A 21,237-nucleotide genomic window follows, 5' to 3' on the forward strand; every position below is an offset into this window, starting at 1 on the left:
GGAGTACCTCACGCATGACCGCCCCTGCCCGGATCGCCCCTCCCGCCCCCGCTGAGCAGTCGAATGTCAGCTACCTCGGGATCGGCGCCTACCGTCCGCGGCGCGTCGTGCCCAACTCCGAGATCGTCGACAAGATCGACTCGAGCGACGAGTGGATCAAAACGCGTTCGGGCATCGAGTCGCGGCACTTCGCCGAGGACGACGAGACCATCCTCGCGATGTCGGTCAAGGCCGCCGAGCGCGCGGTGAAGGCCGCAGGCATCGACCCGGAGCAGATCGACTGCGTCATCTCCGCCACCAACACCCGCCTCGAGCTGGGCCCGTCGCTGGCGCCGCAGATCGCCAAGGAGCTCGGCCGCGTCGGCATCCCCGCCTTCGACATCACCGCCGGATGCTCCGGCTTCACCACCGCGGCCGCCGTCGGCACCGACCTGATCCGCGCCGGCACCGCCAAGTACGTGGTGGTCGTGGGCGTCGAGCGGCTCTCCGACCTCATCTCGCCCGAGGACCGCACCTGCGCGTTCATCTTCGCCGACGGTGCCGGCGCCGCGGTCCTGGGACCGACCGAGGAGGTGGGGGTCTCCCAGGTCTCGTGGGGCGCCGACGGCGACTTCACCACCGCGATCTACCAGGACAAGGACTTCGGCACCTACTTCGACGAGGTGCACGCCTACCGTGACGACACGGCCGGGGCGGTCGAGGCCCCCGTGCGCCCGTTCCTGCGGATGGAGGGCCGCAAAGTCTTCCGCTGGGCCGCGACGGCGCTGCTGCCCGCCTGCCAGGAGGCGCTCAAGCTCGCCGGCCTGACCTCGAAGGACATCGACGTCTTCGTGCCCCACCAGGCGAACCTGCGCATCACCCAGGTGCTCATCAAGGCCCTCGAGCTGCGCGACGACTGCGTGATCGCCGAGGACATCGTGACCACCGGCAACACGTCCGCCGCGTCCATCCCGCTCGCCGTCGAGGAGTTGCTCCGCACCGGGAAGGCGAAGCCGGGCCAGACCGCGCTCGTCATGGCCTTCGGCTCCGGCCTCGCCTACGCCGGCCACGTCATCACCCTGCCGCCGGTCCACTTCGAGGACTGATCGCACTGCAGCCGAAGCAGCCCGACGCCTGCCCGGGGGTCCTGCGACCGCACGCCGCGGCCGACGGTGCCCTGGTCCGGGTTCGGCTGCCGGGCGGCGCCCTCGAGCCCGCACAGCTGGACCTGCTCGCCGACCTCGCCGGCGGCGAACCCCTGGAGTTCACCTCGCGCGGGAACGTGCAGCTCCGCGGCATCGCGGACCTCGAGGCCACCCGGGCTCGACTCGCCGCCGCCGGGCTGCTGCCCTCGGAGACCCACGAGCGGGTGCGCAACATCGTCGCCTCGCCCCTCGCCGACGGTCTGCGCGAGGTGGCGGCACGTCTCGACGAGGGGCTGCGGGCGCGCGCCGGCCTCGCCGAGTTGCCGGGCCGGTTCCTGTTCGCCCTCGACGACGGCGGCGACGTGGCGGCGCTCGCCGCGGACGCCGAGGTCCGCGGCGGTTCGTTGCACCTCGACGGCCACCCGACCGACCTGCCCGGCACCGTCGACGCGCTGCTCGACGCCGCGCAGGCCTTCCTCGACGTACGCAGCGACGAGTGGCGCGTCCGGGAGCTCTCCGACGGTGCCGAGCGCATCGCGGCCGCCCTCGGCGGGGCGGTGACCGGCCCCCGCGACGTGCCCGCGCCGCCCGTGCCGCCACCGGTCGGCTGGTTCGACCGGCCCGACGGCTCGGTGACGCTCGGCATGGGCGTGCCGCTCGGCCGGCTCGACCCGCACACGGCGCGGTTCGTGGCCGCGGTCGAGCACCCGATCACCGTCACTCCGTGGCGGACCCTGCACGTGCACGGCCTCGAGGAGGGCGCCGCGGAGACCGTGGTGCGCGTCCTCGCCCCGATGGGACTGATCTTCGACGCCGCCGCCCCGCTGCTGCGCGTGAGCGCCTGCGTCGGCGACCACGGATGCGCCCGCGCGCAGGGCGATTCGCTCACCCGCGCCGCGGAGATCGCCGGCGGCATCGCCGACGACGAGCGCGTCCACGTGGTCGCCTGCGACCGCGGATGCGGCGCACCGTCGGGCGAACACCGACGGGTGGTCGTGTCCGGCGAGCCCGGCGAATAGACTTCCCGGGTGCACGACTACCTCACCGACGGCGCCGAGATCTACCGGCGGTCGTTCGCCACGATCCGCGCCGAGGCCGACCTCACCGCGTTCGCCGCCGGCGCGGAGGCGGTGGCGGTCCGCATGATCCACGCCGCCGGTCAGACCGACCTCGATCGCGATATCCGCATCTCCCCGGACGCCGTCGCCGCCGGACGGTCCGCGCTCGCCTCCGGCGCCCCCATCCTCACCGACGCGAACATGGTGGCGCACGGCGTGACCCGCAAGCGCCTCCCCGCCGACAACGAGGTGCTGTGCCTGCTCCGCGACCCGCGGGTGCCGGCGCTGGCCGCCGATCTCGGCACCACGCGCAGTGCCGCCGCCCTACAGCTGTGGGGCGATCGCCTGGCAGGCGCCGTCGTCGCGATCGGTAACGCGCCCACCGCCCTGTTCCATCTCCTCGACCTGCTCGCGGCGGGCGCGCCGAGACCCGCGGTGGTCGTGGGCGTCCCGGTGGGCTTCATCGGCGCCGCGGAGTCGAAGGACGCGCTGGTCGCCGAGGCGGGCCGGCTGGGCGTCGAGTACATCACCGTGCTGGGCCGCCGGGGCGGAAGCGCGATCACGGCGGCGGCGCTCAACGCGCTGGCGCGGGAGGAGGAGCTGTGACGGGGATCCTGTACGGCGTCGGCGTGGGACCGGGCGACCCGGAACTGGTCACCGTCAAGGCGGCGCGGATCATCGCCGAGGCCGACGTGGTGGCCTATCACAGTGCGCGCCACGGCCGCTCGAACGCGCGGGCGTGCGCCGCGCCCTACCTTCGCGAGGACCACACCGAGATCCGGCTGATGTATCCGGTGACGACGGAGACGACGGATCACCCGGGTGGCTACCGCGGCGCGCTCGACGACTTCTACGCCGGCGCCGCCGAGGAACTCGCCGAGCACCTCGCCGCGGGACGGAACGTCGCGCTGCTCGCCGAGGGCGACCCGATGTTCTACAGCTCGTACATGCACATGCACAAGCGGCTGCGCGACCGGTTCGAGTGCATCGTCGTTCCCGGGGTCACCTCCGTCAGCGCCGCGGCCGCCGCCACCGGCGTCCCGCTCGTCGAGGCCGACGAGGTGCTCACCGTGCTGCCCGGCACCCTTCCCGAGCCCGAGCTGCGGCGACGACTCGCCGACACCGACGCCGCGGCCATCATGAAGCTGGGCAGGACCTTCCCGACCGTGCGTGATGCGTTGCGGGACGCGGATCGCGACGGCGCGGCGTGGTACGTCGAGCGGGCCAGCCGCGCGGACGAGCGGGTGCTGGCGGTCGGCGACGTCAGCGCCGAGGACGTGCCGTACTTCGCGACAGTGCTCGTGCCCGGCCGGATCAACGCGCCCGCGGCCCCGTCGGACGGACGCGGGGAGGTGGTCGTCGTCGGCCTCGGACCCGGCGACGAGGCGTGGACGACGCCGGAGGTGCGGCACGAGCTCTCCGAGGCCACGGACCTCGTCGGCTACCAGACCTACACCGATCGTGTCCGCCCCCGCCCGGGGCAACGCGTGCACGCCTCCGACAACCGCGTCGAAGCCGACCGTGCCCGGCACGCACTGGAACTCGCGCAGGCCGGTGCACGCGTGGCGGTGGTCAGCTCCGGCGATCCGGGGGTGTTCGCCATGGCCTCGGCCGTCGCGGAGGTCGCCGCGGACCCCGCCTTCCACGACGTCACCGTCCGAGTGCTTCCGGGGATGACGGCGGCCAACGCCGTCGCGAGCCGGGTGGGCGCGCCCCTCGGCCACGACTACGCGGTGCTCTCCCTCTCGGACTACCTCAAGCCCTGGGACGTGATCGAGCAGCGTCTGCGCGCCGTGGCCGCCGCGGATCTCGCGCTGGCGGTGTACAACCCGGCGTCGAAGACGCGTCGTGAGCAGCTCGTCCGGATGCGTGACGTGCTGCTCGAGGTGCGCTCCCCCGAGACCGTGGTCGTCGTCGGTCGCGCCGTGGGCTCGCCGGAGGAGACGCTCACGGTCACCACCCTCGGGGCGTTCGACCCGGAGCAGGTGGACATGCGCTGCCTGCTCATCGTCGGGTCCTCGCGCACCGAGGTCACCGAGCGCTCCGGCGGCCGGATCGTGCACACTCCCCGTAGGTACTGAGAAGAAGGAGACGGACATGGCGAAGGCGTACTGGATCGCGTTCTACCAGGAGATCAAGGATCCCGAGAAGATGGCGGCGTACGCGGCCCTCGGCGGGCCGGCGATCACCGAGGGCGGCGGGCGCTTCATCGTCCGTGGCCAGGCCGCCGTCGCCTACGAGGCCGGGAAGATCGAGCGCACCACGATGATCGAGTTCGACAGCCTCGAGCAGGCCATCGCCACGCACGACTCCCCCGCGTACCAGGAGGCCCTCGCCGCGCTGGGCGATGGCGCCGTGCGCGAGATCCGCATCTGCGAAGGCTCCTGACCTGGACTCATCCGCCGAACGGGTCTCCTGCCCCTCGCAGGGGCAGGAAACCTCGCCCGGGGTGGACCAGACTCGGGGACATGATCGAAGAGACCGCCCCGACTCTCGGCTCGTTCCTCCGCTCCCGACGCGCCGCGGTGGACGTCGACGACCTCGGCCTCCCCAGCTACGGCCGTCGTCGCGTCCCGGGCCTGCGACGGGAGGAGCTCGCCGACCTCGCCGGCGTGTCGGTCAACTACCTGACCCGGCTCGAGCAGGGAGCCGCGGGTAATCCCTCCGACGAGGTCCTGACTGCGCTGGCCCGAGCGCTGCGGCTCAGCGAGGTGGAACGCCTGCACCTGCTCGAGCTCGCGCACCCCTCCGGCGAGGGCGCCGCGCCGATCGACCGCGATGGCGCCGGGTTCGCGGGCGTTCGTCAGCTCGTCGACGCGATGGACACACCCGCCGTCGTGCTCTCGCGCAATCAGGACGTCCTGGCCTGGAACCGCCTCGGACACGCGGTTCTCGCCCCGCACGTGGCGTTCGAGGCGCAGCACGCCGAGACGCCGCCCAACAAGGTCCGGCAGACCTTCCTCGACCCCGAAGTACGGTCGCTCTACGTCGACTGGGAGTTCGAGGCCGAGCTGGCGGTCGCGTCGCTCCGCTGGGTCGCGGCGCAGTTCCCCGATGATGCGGCGCTGCGCCGCCTGCTCGGCGAGCTCGCGCTCGACCGCGACTTCGCCCGGCTGTGGGCGCTCCAGGCCGTCGAGCTCTGCACCAACGGGATCAAGCACTTCCACCATCCCTGGGTGGGCCGGCTCGACCTCTGCTACCAGATGCTCCACCTCCCCGAGTCCGACGGTGCCCGCATGATCGCCTTCAGCGCCGTGCCCGGCAGCCCGGACGACGACGCCCTCACCCTGCTGCGGCACCGCGTCGCCGGCTGAGACCTCCCCCCCGTTCACCCACTCCCCCGTAGCGCCACCGGGACGCGCCTCCCGGCGATGAGCGCTGCCCGAAAAACGAAGGACCGCCATGCCCTTGCACCCCCAGGCCGCCGCCCACCTCGCCGCCACGGCGGACGCCGCACCGGTACACGCCTCCACCGTCGCCGAGGCCCGCCGCGCGGGTCGCGGCTACCTCGACCTCCAACGCCCGGCACCCGAGATCGCCCACGTGCGGCACACCTACGTCGTCGGCCCGGGATCGTCCCTCCCCGTGCGCGTCTACCGCGACGGTCCGCCCGGCGGTCCCGTCGTGCTCATGCTGCACGGCAGCGGCTTCGTGATCGCCGACATCGAGATCAGCGACGAACCCGCTCGACTCCTCGCGCGCGCCACGGGATTCACCATCGTCACCGTCGACTACCGCAAGGCGCCCGAGCACCCCTACCCGGCGGCCGTCGACGACGCTGCCGCCGTGCTGGATTGGATCGCCTCCGGCGCACTCGACGTCGATCCCGCGCGCACCGCGGTCGTCGGCGACAGCGCGGGTGGAACGCTCGCCGCGGCCCTCGTCGAGCGGGTCCGCGATCACGGTGGGCCGGCCGTGGCGGCTCAGGCGCTTCTGTACCCGTCGCTGCGCCGGCACTCCCCGGCGACGGAGCTGTCCGATAGCGACGTGAGTCTCACCGCCGCGGACGTCGAGTGGTTCTGGAACCACTACCTCGGACCCGGCCCGGCACCCGAGGGCGCACAACCGCTCGACGCGACCGACTACTCCGGGCTCCCGCCCGCGTTCGTCGGCACCGCCGAGTACGACGTGCTCCGGCCCGACGGTGCCGAGTACGCGGCCGCGCTCCGCGGCGCCGGCGTCACCGTCGAGTACCGCGACTACCCCGGCACCCTGCACGGCTTCTACTGGATGGATGCGGTGCTCGACGCGGCCGCCGATCTCCAGCGCGACCTCGCTGCCTGGCTGCGCCTGACCCTGAACGGAACACGATGACAACCACGACGCAGCGCTTCCACCCGGGACTGCTCGCGCTCGCCACCGGCGGCTTCGGGATCGGGCTGACGGAGTTCTCCATCACCGGGCTGCTCTCCGACGTCGCGAACGACCTCGGCGTGAGCATCCCCGCGGCCGGCGGCCTGGTCACCGGATACGCGCTGGGCGTCGTCCTCGGTGCCTTCACGGTGACGCTCGCCCTCGTGGCGCGGCCGCCGAAGACCGCCCTGTTGATCCTGCTGGCGCTCTTCGTCGCGGGGAACGCGCTGTCGGCCGCCGGACCCACGTACGAACTCGTCATGGCGGGGCGGATCCTGGCCGCGCTGTGCCACGGCGGCTTCTTCGGGATCGGCGCCGTACTCGCGGCGCGGCTGGTCACCCCCGACCGCCAGGCGTCCGCCATCGCGCTGATGTTCGCCGGACTCACCGTCGCCAACGTGCTCGGGGTTCCCGCCGGCACCGCCCTCGGTCACCGGTTCGGGTGGCGGGCGACGTTCGTCGCGGTCGCGGTGATCGGGCTGGTGGCCATGGCGGCCATCGCCGCGCTGGTGCCGAACCCGTCCGCCGAAACGACCTCGGTGCGTGCCCAGCTGTCGGTGCTGTTGCGCCCCTCCGTCTGGGTCGCCTGCGGGGTCACAGCGCTCGTCTTCGGCGGCCTGTTCGGCGCCTTCACCTACATCGAGCCGCTGTTGCGGTCCGTCACCGGCTTCGGCGCCGCCGCGATTCCCTGGCTTCTCGTACTGTTCGGGCTGGGCCTGTTCGCCGGCAACCTCGTCGGCGGCCGTGCCGCCGACCGGGATGCGGACCGCGCGCTGCTCCTGTTCGCCGCGGTCCTGCCGCTCGGCATCGCCGCGGTCGCACTGGCCGCCGGATCGAAACCGCTGGTCGCGGTCGCGCTCGCCGCCATGGGGCTCATCGGATTCGCGACGGTGCCCTCGCTCCAGCTCCGCGTGCTGCGGAACGCCGGCACCGCCACCCTCATCGCCTCGTCCGCGAACATCGCCGCGTTCAACCTCGGCAACGCCGTGGGTGCCCAGCTCGGCGGCGTGGGGATCAGCGCCGGCGGCGGACCCTTGGCGCCGGTCTGGATCGGCGTCGCCCTCAGCGGGGCGGGTGCTCTGCTCGCCACCGGGAGCATCGTCGTGGAGCGCCGGCGCCGCGTTCCGCGGGCCGGTATGCGGGTCGACGAGGTGCGGGTCTGACACTCCGCCTCGCCGGCCCCGGAACAGGCGGGGCCGGCGAGGCGTTGGACCGACCATGGCACCGTCCGAGTTCGACCCCCGCAGCCTGATCGCCTCCAGCCGCCTCGGCGTCCTCGCGACGCTTCGCGCCAGCGGCATGCCGCAGCTCTCGCCGGTCACCACGGTGTACGACGCGGACGCCGACCGGATCCTGGTGTCCATGACCGCCGGCCGCGCGAAGGAGGCGAACCTGCGCCGCGATCCGCGCGCGGCGATCGAGTTCACCAGCGCGGACGGCTACACCTGGGCCACCGCCGAGGGCACGGCAACGCTCATCGGTCCGTCGACCGACCCCGACGGCCCCGAGGTCGACGCCCTCGTCGACTACTACCGCAGCGGCGCCGGCGAACACCCCGACTGGCGTGAGTACCGCGAGGCGATGGTCGCCGATCGCCGGGTCCTGCTCGTCCTGCAGATCACCCACGTCTACGGCGCCAGGCTGCGCTGACGCGACCGGGCCTCGTGTCGCTCAGGCCGCGCCGAAGCGGCGGAGCGCCTCGACGGCGGTGACCCTGCCCGCGGTCGCGAGGTCGAGGTTCGCCAGCGATGCCGCGTGCACCGCGGGATCGGCCGCCGCCACGCAGTCCTCGACCACGTGCACGACCAGCCCCAGGTCGGTGCCGTGCCGCGCGGTCTGCTCGACCGTGAGATTGGTCGCGACACCGGTGAGGTAGAGAGTGTCGATCCCGTGCTCCGCGAGCCAGTCCGTCGCGGGCCCCGCCAGTCCGGAAAGGCGCTGGTTGTCGTAGACCGCCGTCGGCTGGTCCGCCATCGCGGCGATGATCCGCGTGCCGCTGGCGTCCGGGCGGAAGGAATCCTGGGCCGCGCCCACCGCTTGCATGAACGCGGTGTTCCGCACCAGGTCGCCCTCCCCCTCGGGCACGGTGAACCGGGTGAAGATGACCGGTACGCCCGCTGCCCGCGCCGCGTCGTGGAACGCGGCGGCCCGGTCCACGACGCCGGACTCGGCGACCGGCGCCGCGAGCATAGGGCCGAAGAAGCCCTCCGGCTCGATCACGTTGACCTGCCAGTGCAGGGCGAGTACAGCAGCTGTCATGCCCCGATCATGCGCGCTCACTCCGTAGCGCGCAGGAAGTCGGCGACCTCGCCGGCCCACTCGCCGGCTTCCGGCGGCGTGAAGATGTGCCCGGCTCCGGCGTATTCGACGACGCGGGACCCCGGGATCGCCCCGAACTCCCGCGCGATGTCGGCGGGAACCAACCGGTCGCCGCCGGCGACGACGACCATGGTGGGGACCGCGATCCCGGGCAGGAGACCGGTGACATCCACGCGCCCGGCGAGATCGAACTGCGCGGCCATCCCCTCCGGCATCGTGTCGCGGACCGCGATCCGCGCCTCCTCGATCTCCGCCTGCGGCAGGACGCGCAGAGTCGCGTCCGAGGATGCGACGGAGACCACGTACGCCGCGAGCTCGTCGCGGACGCCGGCCGAGGCGAGGACGCGGATCGTGTCCGTGACCGTCCGGACCCGGAAGTCCGAGCGCGCGACGCCGACGGTGAGCACGAGTGCCGAGACGTGATCGGGATGGCGGTGCGCTGCGGTGACCGCGACGGCCGCTCCGAGGGAGAGGCCGACGATGGGGAACCGGACGGCGCCGCGGCTCACGGCAGCCGCAACGGTGCGGTCCGCGAGGTCCTCGAGCGCGAGCGGTGCCGCGGTGAGCGGGGTTCCGCCGGACCCGGGCCAGGACGGACCGACGAAGCGCAGGCCGGGGGCGTGATCGAGCAGGACGGAGAAGTTCTCGAGTACCCCGCCGCCCGCGCCGTGGGCGAGCGCGACGACGGGGCCCGCGCCGCGATCGACGACGGCGGTGCCGGACTCGGACAGGATGTGGGTGGCGCGACCGGAATACATGCGTGCAGTCTGCGGGTTGACGCCGGTGTGAAGGTCAAGGGCGAGATGCTGATCGGCGAGTTGTCCGCGGTCACCGGCGCGAGCGCGCGCTCGCTGCGGTACTACGAGGAGAAGGGGCTCCTGCTGCCCGAGCGCACGTCCACGGGATATCGCGTCTACGGCGCGGGCGCGGCCGCGCAGGTGCGCCGAATCCGCGGCCTGCTCGACGCCGGATTCGACACCGACGCGATCCGCGCCATCCTGCCGTGCGCGCGGGACGAGCGGACGGTCGACCTGTGTCCCGCGATCGAGGCGACCATGCGTGCCACCCTCGCGCGCATCGAGGCGGATCTCAAGGAGCTTACCCGGAGGCGGTCCGCCGTCAGTGCGCTTCTCGGGTGAGCAGGCGGGCGCCCACCAGTGCCACGACGGCGCCGGGAAGGACGTTGACCACCAGGATCGGGAGTTCCTCGGCCACCGTGTAGCCGTGCGAGACGCCGACGGCGAGGTTGGCGATCATCGCCAGCGTCCAGAGCACGACGAAGGCGATCGCGGCGCGCTGTGGACCCACCGACCCGGACCTGCGGCCGACGGCGAGGAACGCCAGCGCCAGCACGATCCCGAGTGTGACGATGACGACCGTCCGCACGGCCGTCAGCCTTCGCGGATCGTCATGGACTTCAAGCGGTCCCCGGCGACGACGAAGGTGAACTCGCTGAGGCCGTTGGCATGCGTACTCCGCCAGTCGCCCACCACCGTGACGGTGTCGCCGTCGACGGTGACCTTCTCCGGCGTCAGCACGCCCTTCGCGCCGATGAACTCCTTCGCGCTCCACCCCTGCATCGCGGCACGGTCGCCGAAGACCCGCCCCCAGTCGTCGATGAAACCGTCGGCGGTGAAGGCGTCGAGAAAGGCCTTCTCGTCGCCGGCGTTCACCGAATCGATGAACTCGGCGACCGGGCTGGGGATGTCGATGTTCGTCATGCGCGTCTCCTCGTCGTACGTCCGTGGGGTTGCGATTCCACAACCGCCATCGTAGGGGCGACCGGCCGACGCTGCCGCTCGAATTCCGGGCGTTTCCACAAGCTCTCCTTGTGGATCGACGGGGACGTGCGGTCAGTCGCCCGCGCGCTGCGCGAAGGCGGCATCGAAGGCTCCCGCGGCCGGATTCAGTTGTCGAGCGCGGACGAACGCGAGGGCTTCCGGGGCACCGTCGAAGCGGTCCATGCCCGCGTCCTCCCACTCGACCGACAGCGGACCGGAGTAGTCGATCGTGTTCAGCATGCGGAAGATCGATTCCCAGTCGGCATCGCCCCTGCCCACCGATACGAAGTCCCACCCGCGGCGCGGGTCGCCCCACGGGAGGTGCGACGCGAGGCGGCCGTTCCTGCCGTTGCCGATGCGGCGCCGGGAGTCCTTGCAGTGCACGTTGTAGATCCGGTCCGCGAAGTCGTACAGGAAGCCCGCCGGGTCCAGGTCCTGCCAGACCATGTGCGACGGGTCGAAGTTGAGCCCGAAGGCGGGACGGTGCTCCACCGCTTCCAGCGCGCGCACCGTCGTCCAATAGTCGTAGGCGATCTCGGACGGGTGCACCTCGAGGGCGAAGCGCACCCCGACCTCGTCGAAGACGTCGAGGATCGGGTTCCAGCGGTCCGCGAAGTCCCGGTAGCCGGCGTCGATCTGTTCCTCGGTCGCGGGTGGGAACATCGCGACGTACTTCCAGATCGACGAGCCGCTGAATCCGGTCACCGTGGGAACCCCGAACGCCGCCGCTGCGCGGGCCGTCGCCGCGAGTTCGTCCGCGGCCCGGGTCCGAACGCCCTCCGGGGAGCCGTCCCCCCACACCCGGTCCGGCAGGATCGCTCGGTGCCGGGCGTCGATCGGGTCGTCGCACACCGCCTGCCCGGTGAGATGGTTCGACAGCGCCCACACCCGCAGGCCGTGCTCGTCGAGCAGGCGTCGCTTCGCCGGCAGATACGCCGGATCCTCGAGGGCGGAACGGACGTCGAAGTGATCTCCGCCGCAGGCGATCTCGAGCCCGTCGTAACCCCACTCCGCGGCGCGGCGCACGACCTCTTCGAACGGCAGATCCGCCCACTGCCCGGTGAACAGAACGATCGGTCGGGTCATCGGTGTGCCTCCTGGAGGTGGTGGACGTCGGTGTCGACCCACCGCCCGGTGCGGGAACTCTCCTCGATCGCCGCGAGGACGCGCTGCACCTGCAGGCCGTCGTCGAACGACGGTGCGGGATCGGCGCCCTCCGCGATCGCGTCGAGCAGGTCGACCGCCTGGTGGGTGAACGGTTGCGCGTAACCGAGGCTGTGACCGGGTGGCCACCATCCCGCGAGGTAGGGATGCTCGGGATCGGTCACCATGATCCGTCGGAAGCCCGCATCGGGTCCATCGGCCGCGTCGTAGTACTCGAGGTGATTCATGTCCTCGAGATCGAACGCCAGGGCACCCGATTCACCGTTGACCTCGAGCCGGAGGGCGTTCTTGCGGCCGGTCGCGAGGCGCGTGGCGGTGAACGTCCCACTCGCGCCCGAGCGGAACCGCGCCACGACATCGCAGCCGTCGTCGACGGTCACCGGGCGCTCCGTCCCGGTGTCGTCGGTCCGCCGGTGGTACACGGTGGTGAGGGTGCCGCTCACGGCCCGGATCGTATCGCCGGTGACGTACTGCGCGAGGTCGATGACGTGCGCCCCGATGTCGCCGAGCGCACCGGACCCGGCCCGAGCCCGGTCCAGCCGCCAGGTCCACGGAGCCGCCGGATCGGCGAGCCAATCCTGGAGGTACTGCCCGCGGACGGAGTGGACGCGGCCGATGCCGCCGCGCTCAACGATCCGGCGGGCGAGCGCGAGGGCCGGGACGCGACGGTAGGTGAAGCCGACCATGGCTCGCACGCCGCGCCGGCGCGCCGATTCGGCCGCGCGTGCCATCGCCTCGGCCTCCGCGAGCGTGTTCGCCATCGGCTTCTCGACCAGGACGTGCTTGCCCGCCTCGAGGGCCGCGATGGCGATGTCCGCGTGGGAATCACCGGATGTGCAGATGTCGATGAGGCCGATGTCGCTGCGGTTCAGCAGGTCCCGCCAGTCCGTGGCGATCCCCGCCCAGCCGAAGCGCTCGGCGACGGCGCGCGTCGCGGCCTCGTCGCGCCCGACGAGGGTCGTCAGCTCGGGGATGCGCCCCGGGGTGAAGAACTCCCGGGCGGCGAGCCACGCCTGGGAATGGGCCCGCCCCATGAAGGCGTAGCCGACCTGTCCGATCCCGATGCGATCAGGACGCATACGCCGTCCCGATGTACTCGCCGACGTTGGACGCATCGACCACCGGCGCCGACAGCGTGATCTCCTTCGGCACCGCGACCTCGTCCAGGTCGGCGAGGCCCTTGCCCTGGGCGATGAGCCGTGCGAGGCGGACGGCGTCCGCGCCCTGTGTCGCGGGGTACAGCACCGTGGCCTTGACCACCGAGTCGGGCTTCTGGATCTCGAGCATCATGTTCTTCGAGCCACCGCCGCCGATCATCGTCAGTTCGGTGCGGCCGGCCTGCGTGATCGCGGTCAGCACGCCGACGCCCTGGTCGTCGTCGTGGTTCCACAGGAAGTCGATCTTCGGCGCCGCCTGCAACAGGTTCGACGCCGCACGCTCGCCGCCCTCCACCGTGAAGTCGGCGGCGACCCGGTTGGCGACCCGGAGGCCGCACGTCGCGAGTGCCTCGCCGAAGCCCCGCGACCGTTCCTGGGTGAGCGGCAGCGAGTCGATACCCGGGATCTCGGCGACGATCGCGTCCTTCCGTCCCTTCGCCGCCGCGCAGATGTGGCGTCCCGCGGAACGGCCCATGCCGAAGTTGTCGCCGAGCAGCGTGGTTCGGGCGGCGGTGGTGCTCGAGAACCGGCGGTCGACGTTCACCACGGGAATACCGGCGTCGGTGGCCTTCTGTGCCACCTGGGTCAGAGCACTCCCGTCGACGGGCAGGATCACGATGGCGTCGACCTTGTCGTTGATGAAGGTCTCGACCTGCGAGATCTGAAGGCTGGCATCGCTCGTGCCCTCGGAGAGGCGGAAGTCCACGTCCCCGTAGCGTCCCGCGGCCGATTTGGCGAGCGAGGTGATCGCCGCCATCCAGCCGTGATCGGCGGCAGGAGCGGAGAACCCGATCTTCACCTTCTTCCCGGGAGCGTCGTTGGCTCCGGATTGTGCGGCGCCCCCGCCGGTACCGGGGGTGGACGAGTCGGAGTTGGTGCACGCCGTCAGGGACAGCGCGACGGTCGCGGCGAGCGCGACGGTGGCGGCTCCGCGGCGGAGGGGATGTCGGGACATGAGGGGCCTTTCGGTGATGAGGGGTGCGGCGATCGGTTCAGGTGCGGCGGCGCTCGGCACGGCGCGCGAGGTGCTGTTGGAGGAGGACCGCGCCGATGATGATGCAGAACTTGGCGACGGATTGAACGGACACGGAGAGGTTGTTGAGGGTGAAGATGTTGGTGAGCACGGTGAAGATGAGCACGCCGAGGACCGTGCCGACGATGGTTCCGCGGCCGCCGCTGAGCAGGGTTCCGCCGATCACCACCGCCGCGATCGCGTCGAGTTCGTAGAGGCTGCCGTGCGTCGAGGTGCCCGTCGTCGTCCTCGCCATCAGCATCAGCGCGGCGATGCCGCAGGCGAGGCCCGCGAGCACGTACAGCAGGACGGTGTGGCGGGCGACCTTGATCCCGGCGAGCCGCGCGGCCTCGGGATTGCCGCCGACGGCGAACGTCCGACGGCCGAATGTGGTGCGGTTGAGGAGGAACCAGCCCCCGGCTGCCACGAGCGCGAAGATGAGCACGATCACCGGGATGCCCAGCACGTCCGCCTGGAAGATCCGCAGGAACGGCTGATGAGTGACGATCTGGGTCTTCTTGTCGGACAGGATCTCCGCCAAGCCGCGGGCGCCGGCGAGCATCGCGAGCGTGGCGATGAAGGGCACGATACGGCCGTACGCGATGAGTACGCCGTTGACGAGGCCGGTCGCCGCGCCGACGACCAGCGCGGTGAACACGATCACCGGCCATCCGATCGAATCCGCAAGGGCCAGCGTGCCGGTCGTGGTAGCCCAGACCGAGGCGAGCGCGACGATCGCGCCCACGGAGAGATCGATGCCTCGCCCGGTGATCACGAAGGTCATGCCGATCGACACGACGCCGATCACAGCGGCGAGCCGGAGCACCGTCATCAGGTTGTCGACGGACCCGAACCGTCCGCCGGCCGTCGCGAGTCCGATCACGCACAGTGCCACGAGGGCGACGGCGAGTCCCAGGAGTCGGACGAATCCCGCAGGCAGGTGGCGCGCAGGTGCGCTCTCCGCGGCGGCTGTCGTCTCAACGGTGTCCGTCACTGTCTCTTCCCTTCCATCACCAGGTCCAGGACCCGGTGTTCGTCGAGTTCGGCGCTCGGCCCGGTGTGGACCTGCCGACCGTCGGCGATCACGGTGACGCGGTGTGCCAGGCCGAGGACCTCGGGGAGTTCGCTCGAGACGACGACGATCGCCACGCCGCGGCGCGCGAGATCCGTGATCAGCTGGTAGATCTCGCGGCGCGCGCCGATGTCGACGCCGCGGGTGGGTTCATCGAGCAGGAGCACGCGGCAGTCCCCGAGGAGCCACCGCGCGAGCACCACCTTCTGCTGGTTGCCGCCGGACAGCGTGCCGACGATCCGATCCACGTCGGGAGGGCGCAGGTCGACCCGCTCCGCGACGCTCTGCGCGGCGGTCCGCTCTGCGGAGCTGCTGGAGATCCCGGCCCGCGACCAGGCGGGGATGCTCGCGAGGGTGACGTTACGGGCGATCGTGTCGTCGAGCACCAGCCCCTGCGACTTGCGCTCCTCCGGGCACAAGCCGATTCCGGCGGCGACGGCGGCGGAGACCGATCCGGTTCGAACCCGCCGCCCGCCGAGCTCGACGGTGCCGGCGTCGGACCGGCGTGCACCGAAGACGGTCTCGAGGATCTCGCTGCGGCCCGAGCCGACGAGGCCGGCGAGTCCGAAGACCTCGCCGCGGCGGACGTCGAAGTCGATGGGGCCGAACTCGCCGCGCCGGGTCAGGCCGGATACGCGAAGAACCGGCTCGTCGGCCTCGTCCAACGCCGGCAGGTCGTCGTAGACGCGCTCGATCTCTCGGCCCGTCATGAGCGCGATGAGATCGCCGGCCGGTGTGTCCGCGACGGCGAGGTCCTCCGCCACCGTGCGGCCGTCCTTGAGCACGGTGATCCGATCGCCGATCCGCCGGATCTCCTCCAGACGGTGCGAGATGTAGATGATGGCCGCGCCCGCCGCGCGCAGGCGCTCGACCACTGCGAACAGGCCGTCGACCTCGCCGGAGTCGAGCACCGCGGTGGGCTCGTCCATGATCACGACCTGCCTGTGCACGTCCTGCTCGCCGAGGTGGGAGAGGGCCCGCGCGATCGACACGATCTGTTGCGCTGCAGCGGGAAGCCAGCCCACCTCCCGAGTCGGTGCCAGCTCGGGATGACCCAGGCGCGCGAGCAGAGCGGCGGCCGCGGCGTTGGTGCGGCCGCGGGCCGTGGCCCCGCCGCGCGCGAATTCGTGGCCGAGGTAGATGTTCTCGGCCACTGAGAGGCCGTCGATCAGGTCGAGCTCCTGGTAGATGGTGGCGACGCCCTGGCTCAGCGCGGCCTGGGGGGTGCCGAGTTCGACTTCGACGCCACCGAACTCGATACGCCCCGCATCGGGCTGGTGTGCCCCCGCGAGGATCTTGATGAGCGTCGACTTGCCCGCGCCGTTCTGCCCGAGCAGGCAGTGGACCTCGCCCGAGCGGGCCACGAGGTCGACACCGTCCAGGGCTCGGACGCCCGGGAACGCCTTGACGATCCCCCGCATGCGCAGCGCCGGGGGGCCAGGCTCGGATGTGATGCAGGTCATAGCCGGGACACTAAGGTGAGATATGTCGATTGTCAACAAAAGATGCGTTGACTCGACCATAAGTGTGTCGGGTAGTCTCGGAACGACGTAGGAGGAGGTGACGGCGATGACTGCGGCCAGTAGGCAACGGACGACTGTTCCGCGCGCGCGGTCGGCAGGCACGGGAGCCGGTGACCTGCTCCAACTTCTCCGTGACGGGCGCCCGCGCACCGTGGGCGAGCTCGTGCAACAGACGGGCCTGTCCCGGTCGACGGTCCGCACCCGCGTCGACGCTCTCGTGGCCGCGGGATACCTGACCGAGACCGAGGACATGCCCTCGACGGGCGGCCGCCCCGCCGGTCGTGTCGCGTGGAACGCCCGGCACGCCGTCGTCCTCGCCGTCGACCTGGGCGCCACCCACGCCGTCGCCGCCGTGCTGGACCTCAATCGATCGGTCCTCGCCGAACACGCCTGGGACCGCCCGATCGCGGACGGGCCGGAGGCGGTCCTCGACGAGGTACTGGCCGTCGGGCGGCGCCTGCTCGACGAGGTCGCGGGCCCCCGCTTGGCAGGCGTCGGCGTCGGGCTGCCCGGCCCCGTCGAACACGCCACCGGCCGGCCGACGAGTCCGCCGATCATGCCCGGTTGGGACGGGTACGACGTGGTGGCACACCTCGGTGTCCTCGGCGCACCCGTCCTCGTCGACAACGACGCCAACCTCATGGCGCTGGGCGAGCGCGCCGCCGGGTGGCCGGACGCGCAACACCTGTTGTTCGTGAAGGCGGCCACCGGCATCGGCGCCGGCATCATCTCCGAGGGAGTGCTCAATCGCGGCGCGATCGGCACCGCCGGCGACCTCGGGCACGTCGCCCTGCCCGCGGCCGAGGACGTCGTCTGTCACTGCGGGAACGTCGGTTGCCTCGAAGCCGTCGCCTCGGGAACCGCGATGATCGCGCGCCTGCGCGAGGCGGGCGAGCCCATCGCGTCGGTGGCCGACGTCGTGGAGGCGGTGCGCAGCGGCGACTCACGAGCCTCGGCACTCGTGCGCCAGGCGGGACGCGACATCGGCACCGTCCTGGCGTCCTGTGTGAGCCTGCTCAATCCCGCCGTGATCGTGATCGGTGGCGAACTCGCCGGCGCGGGCGAGTCCCTGGTCGCAGGAGTGCGCGAGGTCGTGTACCGCCGCTCGATCCCCCTCGCCACCTCCACCCTGCAGATCGTCGCGTCCGGCACCGGACATCACGCCGGCGTGGTGGGCGCCGCCGATATGGTGATCGACCACGTCTTCTCGTCGGCGGCGGTCGATGAGAGCCTCGCGGAGACCGCCTGATCCGTTCAGAGCCTCGCGACGAGATCGGCGTACGCGGCCGCCGCGGTCGTCACCGCCGGCACGGGCGGCCGCTCGGGCCGGTCGACCATCACCACGTCGACACCGAGTTCCCGCGCGACCGACAGCTTCGCCGAGACGAGGTCGCCGCCGCTGTTCTTCGTGACCAGGACGTCGATCGCGTGCTCGCGCAACAGGTCTCGCTCCGAGGTCCGCGTGTACGGTCCCCGACCCCGGATCACCGTGTGCCGGGACGGCAGGACGCCCTCCGGTGTGTCGACCACACGGATCAGGAACCACCAGTCGTCGAGAGTGGCGAACTCGTGCACGTCCTGCCTGCCGGTGGTGAGCAGGGCCCGCCCGCCGCCCCGCCGCGCGAGAGCCCGCGCGGCAGCGGCCACCGTCGGCACGCGGGTCCACCGGTCCCCCGCCTCGGGCTCCCACGACGGCCGGACGAGGGCGAGGAGCGGCACCTCCGCCGTCGCCGCGGCGAGGGCGGCGTTGCGGGAGATCGTAGCGGCGAACGGGTGCGTCGCGTCGACCAGCACATCGACGTGATCCTCGCGCAGGAAGGCGGCGAGGCCCGACGGTCCGCCGAACCCCCCGATCCGCGTCTCCCCCACCGGCAGCCGCGGATCGGCCACGCGGCCGGCGAGGGAGCTCAGCACGCCGAACCGCGGGTCGTCGTGCAGCATCCGCGCCAACTCGCGGGCCTCGGCCGTTCCGCCCAGGACCAGTACGCGCCGCATCAGTGGCTCGCTCCCGGCGGGCGCAATCGCCGCGCCGAGTACAGGTAGCTCTCCTCGAAGGCGTCCGCGTCGAGCACCTTCCCGACGAAGATCACCGCGGTCTTGGTGATCCCCTCCGCGGCGAGCCGCTGCGGCAGGTCCGCGAGCCGGCAGCGCACGATCCGCTCGTCCGCGCGGCTGGCGAACGCCACGACCGCCACGGGACAGTCGGCGCCGTAGTACGGCACGAGGTCGTCGGTGAGGGCTTGCGCGCGGTGCGCGGCGAGGTGCAGCGCCAGCGTCACCCCGGTCCGGGCGAGGGACGCGAGGTCCTCCCCCGCGGGCATGTCCGTCGAGAGTGTGGACACGCGGGTGATGAGCAGGGACTGACCCACGCCGGGCACCGTCAGTTCCCGGCCCAGCGCCGCGGAAGCGGCGGCGAACGCCGGCACGCCGGGGACGATCTCGTACGGCACGCCGGCCGCGTCGAGCCGGCGGGCCTGCTCGGTGAACGCGGAGTAGAGCGAGATGTCGCCCGAGTGCAGGCGCGCGACGTCGAGCCCGTCGCGGTGCGCGCCCACGAGTTCGTCGACGATCTCGGGCAACGGCATCCGGGCGGTGTCGATCAGCCTCGCCCCGGCCGGGCAACGGTCCAGCATCTCCTGCGGTACCAGCGATCCCGCGTACAGGCACACCGTGCACCGGGCCAGCAGCTCTGCGCCGCGGAGGGTGAGCAGGTCGGGAGCGCCCGGTCCCGCACCGATGAAGTAGACCGTCACGCTTCGCCTTTCACGTACACCCACTGCACGATCGGCCGGCGCGGCTGCCACGCCGTGCCCGCGCCGAGCGGCTCCAGGTCGGAGACCGTGTAGCTGCGAAGCTCGCCACCGAAGCGGGTGCGCAGCAGGGCGGCCACGTTCTGCCCCTCGACGGTCACGGTGTTCGCCACCAGCCGGCCACCCACGGGGAGGATGCCGACGCACGTCGCCGCGAGGGCCTCGGTGAGGCCGCCGCCGATGAAGATCGCATCCGGGACGGGGAGTTCCGCGGTCAGGTCCGCCGTGTCGCCCACGATCACCTCGGCGGGCACACCGGCACGCGCGGCGTTGCGCGTCACCCGCTCAGCGCGGTCCGCGCGCCGCTCCACCGCCGCGACGGAGCCACCGCCCTGCAGTGCCCAGGTGATCCCGACGGATCCGGAGCCGGCACCGAAGTCCCAGATCCAGCCCGGCGTCGGCCGCAGTGCCGCCACCGTCATCGCCCGCACGTCGGGCTTGGTGATCTGGCCGTCGTGTTCGAACACGAACGACCCGGCGGGCTCGGAGGGGTCGAGTGCGATCACGTTGAGGTCGTCGAACGCCAGCGACCGTTGCCAGGGCCGGACCTTCTCACGGAAACCCCCGAGCTGTTCGAGCACCGTCATGTCGGCGGTGAGTCCGGCGTCGTGCAGCAGGTCGGCGACCGCGTTGGGCGTGACGCCGGACTCGCTGAGCACCACGACCCTGCGGCCCGCCCGTAGCGCCCGCACCAGCTGCGACGGGTCGCGTCCCACTGCGGACACGACCGTCACCTCCTCGGCGGGCCACCGCAGCCGGGCGCATGCCAGCGCGAAGCACGAGAAGTGGGGAATCACCCGCAGGTCCAGGTCGGGCCGCCGGCGCGCGATCGTCGCGCCCACGCCGTAGAACATCGGGTCCCCGCTCGCGAGCACGTGCACGCCGTCGGCCAGTTCGTCGATCGCGGGCAGCAGCGGCGTCGGCCACGGTCGGGCGATCGCGGCGACACCGCGGGGAAGGTACTCGAGCTGGCGTGGCGCGCCGAGGATCACCGTCGCGTCGTCCATGAGCGTGCGACGCGCGACGTCGGTAAGCCCGGGCCATCCGTCGGCGCCGATGCCGACCACCGTCACCGTCATCGCGGCATCCGCCGCCACACCGCCTGCGGGACGTACCGCAGTGCCGCGTAGAGCGGGCGCAGGACGGGCGGGATCCACACGACCCGGCGGCCGCGCCGCAGCGCGTGCACCGTCGCCTCGGCGACCTCCGGGGCGGTACGGCTGAACGGCGCCGGTTTCACGCCGGAGGCCATGAGTTCGCGCGTCATCGCCCCGACGATGAAGCCCGGCCGGGCGAGCAGCACCTGGATCCCCGTCCCGTGCAACGAATCGGTGAAGCCCTGCACGAAGCCGTCCAACCCCGCCTTCGTGCTCCCGTAGACGAAGTTGGCCTTGCGCACCCGCACCCCGGCGACCGAGGAGAAGGCGACGATCGCCCCGCGGCCGCCCGCGCGCGGATCCTGGTCGCGCAGCAGCTTCGCCAGCCCGAGGAGGATCGACACCTGCGCCACGTAGTCGGTCTGCGCGATCTGCACCGCGTGCGCGGGGTCGGCCTCCGCGCGGGCCTGGTCGCCGAGGATGCCGAACGCCACCACCGCCACGCCGATCCGGCCGAACCGGTCGGCGACCTCGTCGAGGAACGCGGCGTGCCGCTCCGTGCGGTCGGCGTCGAACTCGATCGGGAAGACGCCCGTGGCGCCGACCTCGCGCAGCGTCGCGATCTGCACGTCCAGATGCTCCGGGCGCCGGGCCGCGAGGATCACGTCGCGGCCGGGCGCGATCCGGCGGACGACCTCCAGGCCGACCTCGCTCCGGCCGCCCAGGAGGAGCACCGCCCCGTCGGGAATCCTGTCCGCAGTCACCGG

24 protein-coding genes are annotated in these 21,237 nt (G+C 72.2%); 11 read left to right on the forward strand and 13 right to left on the reverse strand.

Annotated elements, in window-relative coordinates; genetic code table 11:
- The first annotated feature begins 14 nt into the window (after positions 1-14).
- The 9 genes from ELY19_RS19165 (at position 15) to ELY19_RS19205 (ending at position 8,185) form a co-directional block, all read left to right on the forward strand.
- The gene (locus tag ELY19_RS19165; RefSeq protein ID WP_126197645.1) at positions 15-1,085 is read left to right on the forward strand and encodes a beta-ketoacyl-ACP synthase III; all 1,071 of its coding nucleotides are present in this window, start codon (positions 15-17) and stop codon (positions 1,083-1,085) included.
- Positions 1,086-1,156: 71 nt separating this feature from the next.
- Complete coding sequence (locus ELY19_RS19170) at positions 1,157-2,143, forward strand: ferredoxin-like domain-containing protein (RefSeq protein WP_227967231.1); 987 nt, start codon at positions 1,157-1,159, stop codon at positions 2,141-2,143.
- Between the two features lie 9 nt (positions 2,144-2,152).
- On the forward strand, positions 2,153-2,788 hold the full coding sequence (locus ELY19_RS19175) for a precorrin-8X methylmutase (RefSeq protein WP_126197647.1): 636 nt from the start codon (positions 2,153-2,155) through the stop codon (positions 2,786-2,788).
- Positions 2,785-4,263 (forward strand): precorrin-2 C(20)-methyltransferase, encoded by a 1,479-nt coding sequence (locus ELY19_RS19180; RefSeq protein ID WP_126197648.1) that lies wholly within the window; start codon positions 2,785-2,787, stop codon positions 4,261-4,263. Before ELY19_RS19175 ends, ELY19_RS19180 begins: the two co-directional genes overlap by 4 nt.
- Before the next feature lie 16 nt (positions 4,264-4,279).
- On the forward strand, positions 4,280-4,570 hold the full coding sequence (locus ELY19_RS19185) for a DUF1330 domain-containing protein (RefSeq protein WP_126197649.1): 291 nt from the start codon (positions 4,280-4,282) through the stop codon (positions 4,568-4,570).
- A gap of 80 nt (positions 4,571-4,650) precedes the next feature.
- Entirely contained in the window at positions 4,651-5,496 is an 846-nt protein-coding gene (locus ELY19_RS19190; protein ID WP_126197650.1) for a helix-turn-helix domain-containing protein, read from the forward strand.
- Positions 5,497-5,584: 88 nt separating this feature from the next.
- Positions 5,585-6,496 (forward strand): alpha/beta hydrolase, encoded by a 912-nt coding sequence (locus ELY19_RS19195; RefSeq protein ID WP_126197651.1) that lies wholly within the window; start codon positions 5,585-5,587, stop codon positions 6,494-6,496.
- Positions 6,493-7,698, forward strand: coding sequence for an MFS transporter (locus ELY19_RS19200; RefSeq protein ID WP_126197652.1), 1,206 nt, complete (start codon positions 6,493-6,495; stop codon positions 7,696-7,698). The genes ELY19_RS19195 and ELY19_RS19200 overlap by 4 nt, the downstream gene beginning before the upstream one ends.
- 55 nt (positions 7,699-7,753) lie before the next feature.
- Positions 7,754-8,185 (forward strand): PPOX class F420-dependent oxidoreductase, encoded by a 432-nt coding sequence (locus ELY19_RS19205; RefSeq protein ID WP_126197653.1) that lies wholly within the window; start codon positions 7,754-7,756, stop codon positions 8,183-8,185.
- 21 nt (positions 8,186-8,206) lie between these two features.
- Here ELY19_RS19205 and ELY19_RS19210 read toward each other — a convergent pair whose 3' ends face one another.
- Entirely contained in the window at positions 8,207-8,794 is a 588-nt protein-coding gene (locus tag ELY19_RS19210) for an isochorismatase family protein (protein ID WP_126197654.1), read from the reverse strand.
- Between the two features lie 17 nt (positions 8,795-8,811).
- Positions 8,812-9,612, reverse strand: a complete 801-nt coding sequence (locus ELY19_RS19215) for an alpha/beta fold hydrolase (protein WP_126197655.1) — start codon at positions 9,610-9,612, stop codon at positions 8,812-8,814.
- Between the two features lie 27 nt (positions 9,613-9,639).
- Between ELY19_RS19215 and ELY19_RS19220 the strand changes: the two genes are divergently transcribed.
- Positions 9,640-9,993 carry a MerR family transcriptional regulator gene (locus ELY19_RS19220; RefSeq protein ID WP_227966965.1) on the forward strand — a complete coding sequence of 118 codons (354 nt, stop codon included), beginning with the start codon at positions 9,640-9,642 and terminating at the stop codon, positions 9,991-9,993.
- Here the strand turns inward: ELY19_RS19220 and ELY19_RS19225 are convergent.
- From ELY19_RS19225 to ELY19_RS24015, 7 genes are all read right to left on the reverse strand, one after another.
- Complete coding sequence (locus tag ELY19_RS19225; RefSeq protein WP_126197656.1) at positions 9,974-10,240, reverse strand: hypothetical protein; 267 nt, start codon at positions 10,238-10,240, stop codon at positions 9,974-9,976. The two genes, ELY19_RS19220 and ELY19_RS19225, sit on opposite strands and share 20 nt — an antisense overlap.
- Before the next feature lie 5 nt (positions 10,241-10,245).
- Complete coding sequence (locus tag ELY19_RS19230) at positions 10,246-10,575, reverse strand: nuclear transport factor 2 family protein (protein WP_126197657.1); 330 nt, start codon at positions 10,573-10,575, stop codon at positions 10,246-10,248.
- 132 nt (positions 10,576-10,707) lie between these two features.
- Positions 10,708-11,721 (reverse strand): sugar phosphate isomerase/epimerase family protein, encoded by a 1,014-nt coding sequence (locus ELY19_RS19235; protein ID WP_126197658.1) that lies wholly within the window; start codon positions 11,719-11,721, stop codon positions 10,708-10,710.
- On the reverse strand, positions 11,718-12,878 hold the full coding sequence (locus tag ELY19_RS19240; protein ID WP_126197659.1) for a Gfo/Idh/MocA family protein: 1,161 nt from the start codon (positions 12,876-12,878) through the stop codon (positions 11,718-11,720). Before ELY19_RS19240 ends, ELY19_RS19235 begins: the two co-directional genes overlap by 4 nt.
- On the reverse strand, positions 12,868-13,911 hold the full coding sequence (locus ELY19_RS19245) for a substrate-binding domain-containing protein (protein WP_126197660.1): 1,044 nt from the start codon (positions 13,909-13,911) through the stop codon (positions 12,868-12,870). Before ELY19_RS19245 ends, ELY19_RS19240 begins: the two co-directional genes overlap by 11 nt.
- A 37-nt stretch (positions 13,912-13,948) precedes the next feature.
- Positions 13,949-14,962, reverse strand: a complete 1,014-nt coding sequence (locus ELY19_RS19250) for an ABC transporter permease (protein WP_227966966.1) — start codon at positions 14,960-14,962, stop codon at positions 13,949-13,951.
- On the reverse strand, positions 14,959-16,503 hold the full coding sequence (locus ELY19_RS24015; RefSeq protein WP_197715933.1) for a sugar ABC transporter ATP-binding protein: 1,545 nt from the start codon (positions 16,501-16,503) through the stop codon (positions 14,959-14,961). Before ELY19_RS24015 ends, ELY19_RS19250 begins: the two co-directional genes overlap by 4 nt.
- A gap of 223 nt (positions 16,504-16,726) precedes the next feature.
- Here ELY19_RS24015 and ELY19_RS19260 point away from each other — a divergent pair, with 223 nt between their 5' ends.
- A complete protein-coding gene (locus ELY19_RS19260) occupies positions 16,727-17,812 on the forward strand; it encodes an ROK family protein (RefSeq protein WP_232015596.1) in 1,086 nt (361 codons plus the stop codon).
- Between the two features lie 5 nt (positions 17,813-17,817).
- Here ELY19_RS19260 and ELY19_RS19265 read toward each other — a convergent pair whose 3' ends face one another.
- Genes ELY19_RS19265 through ELY19_RS19280 form a run of 4 tightly spaced genes read right to left on the reverse strand, consistent with a single transcriptional unit; the run spans position 17,818 to position 21,234 of the window.
- Positions 17,818-18,558 carry a cobalt-precorrin-6A reductase gene (locus ELY19_RS19265; protein WP_126197662.1) on the reverse strand — a complete coding sequence of 247 codons (741 nt, stop codon included), beginning with the start codon at positions 18,556-18,558 and terminating at the stop codon, positions 17,818-17,820.
- Positions 18,558-19,316 (reverse strand): precorrin-4 C(11)-methyltransferase, encoded by a 759-nt coding sequence (gene cobM / locus ELY19_RS19270; protein WP_126197663.1) that lies wholly within the window; start codon positions 19,314-19,316, stop codon positions 18,558-18,560. The genes ELY19_RS19265 and cobM overlap by 1 nt, the downstream gene beginning before the upstream one ends.
- Positions 19,313-20,452, reverse strand: coding sequence for a precorrin-6y C5,15-methyltransferase (decarboxylating) subunit CbiE (gene cbiE, locus ELY19_RS19275; RefSeq protein WP_197715935.1), 1,140 nt, complete (start codon positions 20,450-20,452; stop codon positions 19,313-19,315). Before cbiE ends, cobM begins: the two co-directional genes overlap by 4 nt.
- On the reverse strand, positions 20,449-21,234 hold the full coding sequence (locus ELY19_RS19280) for an SDR family NAD(P)-dependent oxidoreductase (RefSeq protein ID WP_126197664.1): 786 nt from the start codon (positions 21,232-21,234) through the stop codon (positions 20,449-20,451). Before ELY19_RS19280 ends, cbiE begins: the two co-directional genes overlap by 4 nt.
- Positions 21,235-21,237 lie beyond the last annotated feature (3 nt).

The sequence above is a fragment of the Tsukamurella paurometabola genome (assembly GCF_900631615.1).
Taxonomy (GTDB): domain Bacteria; phylum Actinomycetota; class Actinomycetes; order Mycobacteriales; family Mycobacteriaceae; genus Tsukamurella; species Tsukamurella paurometabola_A.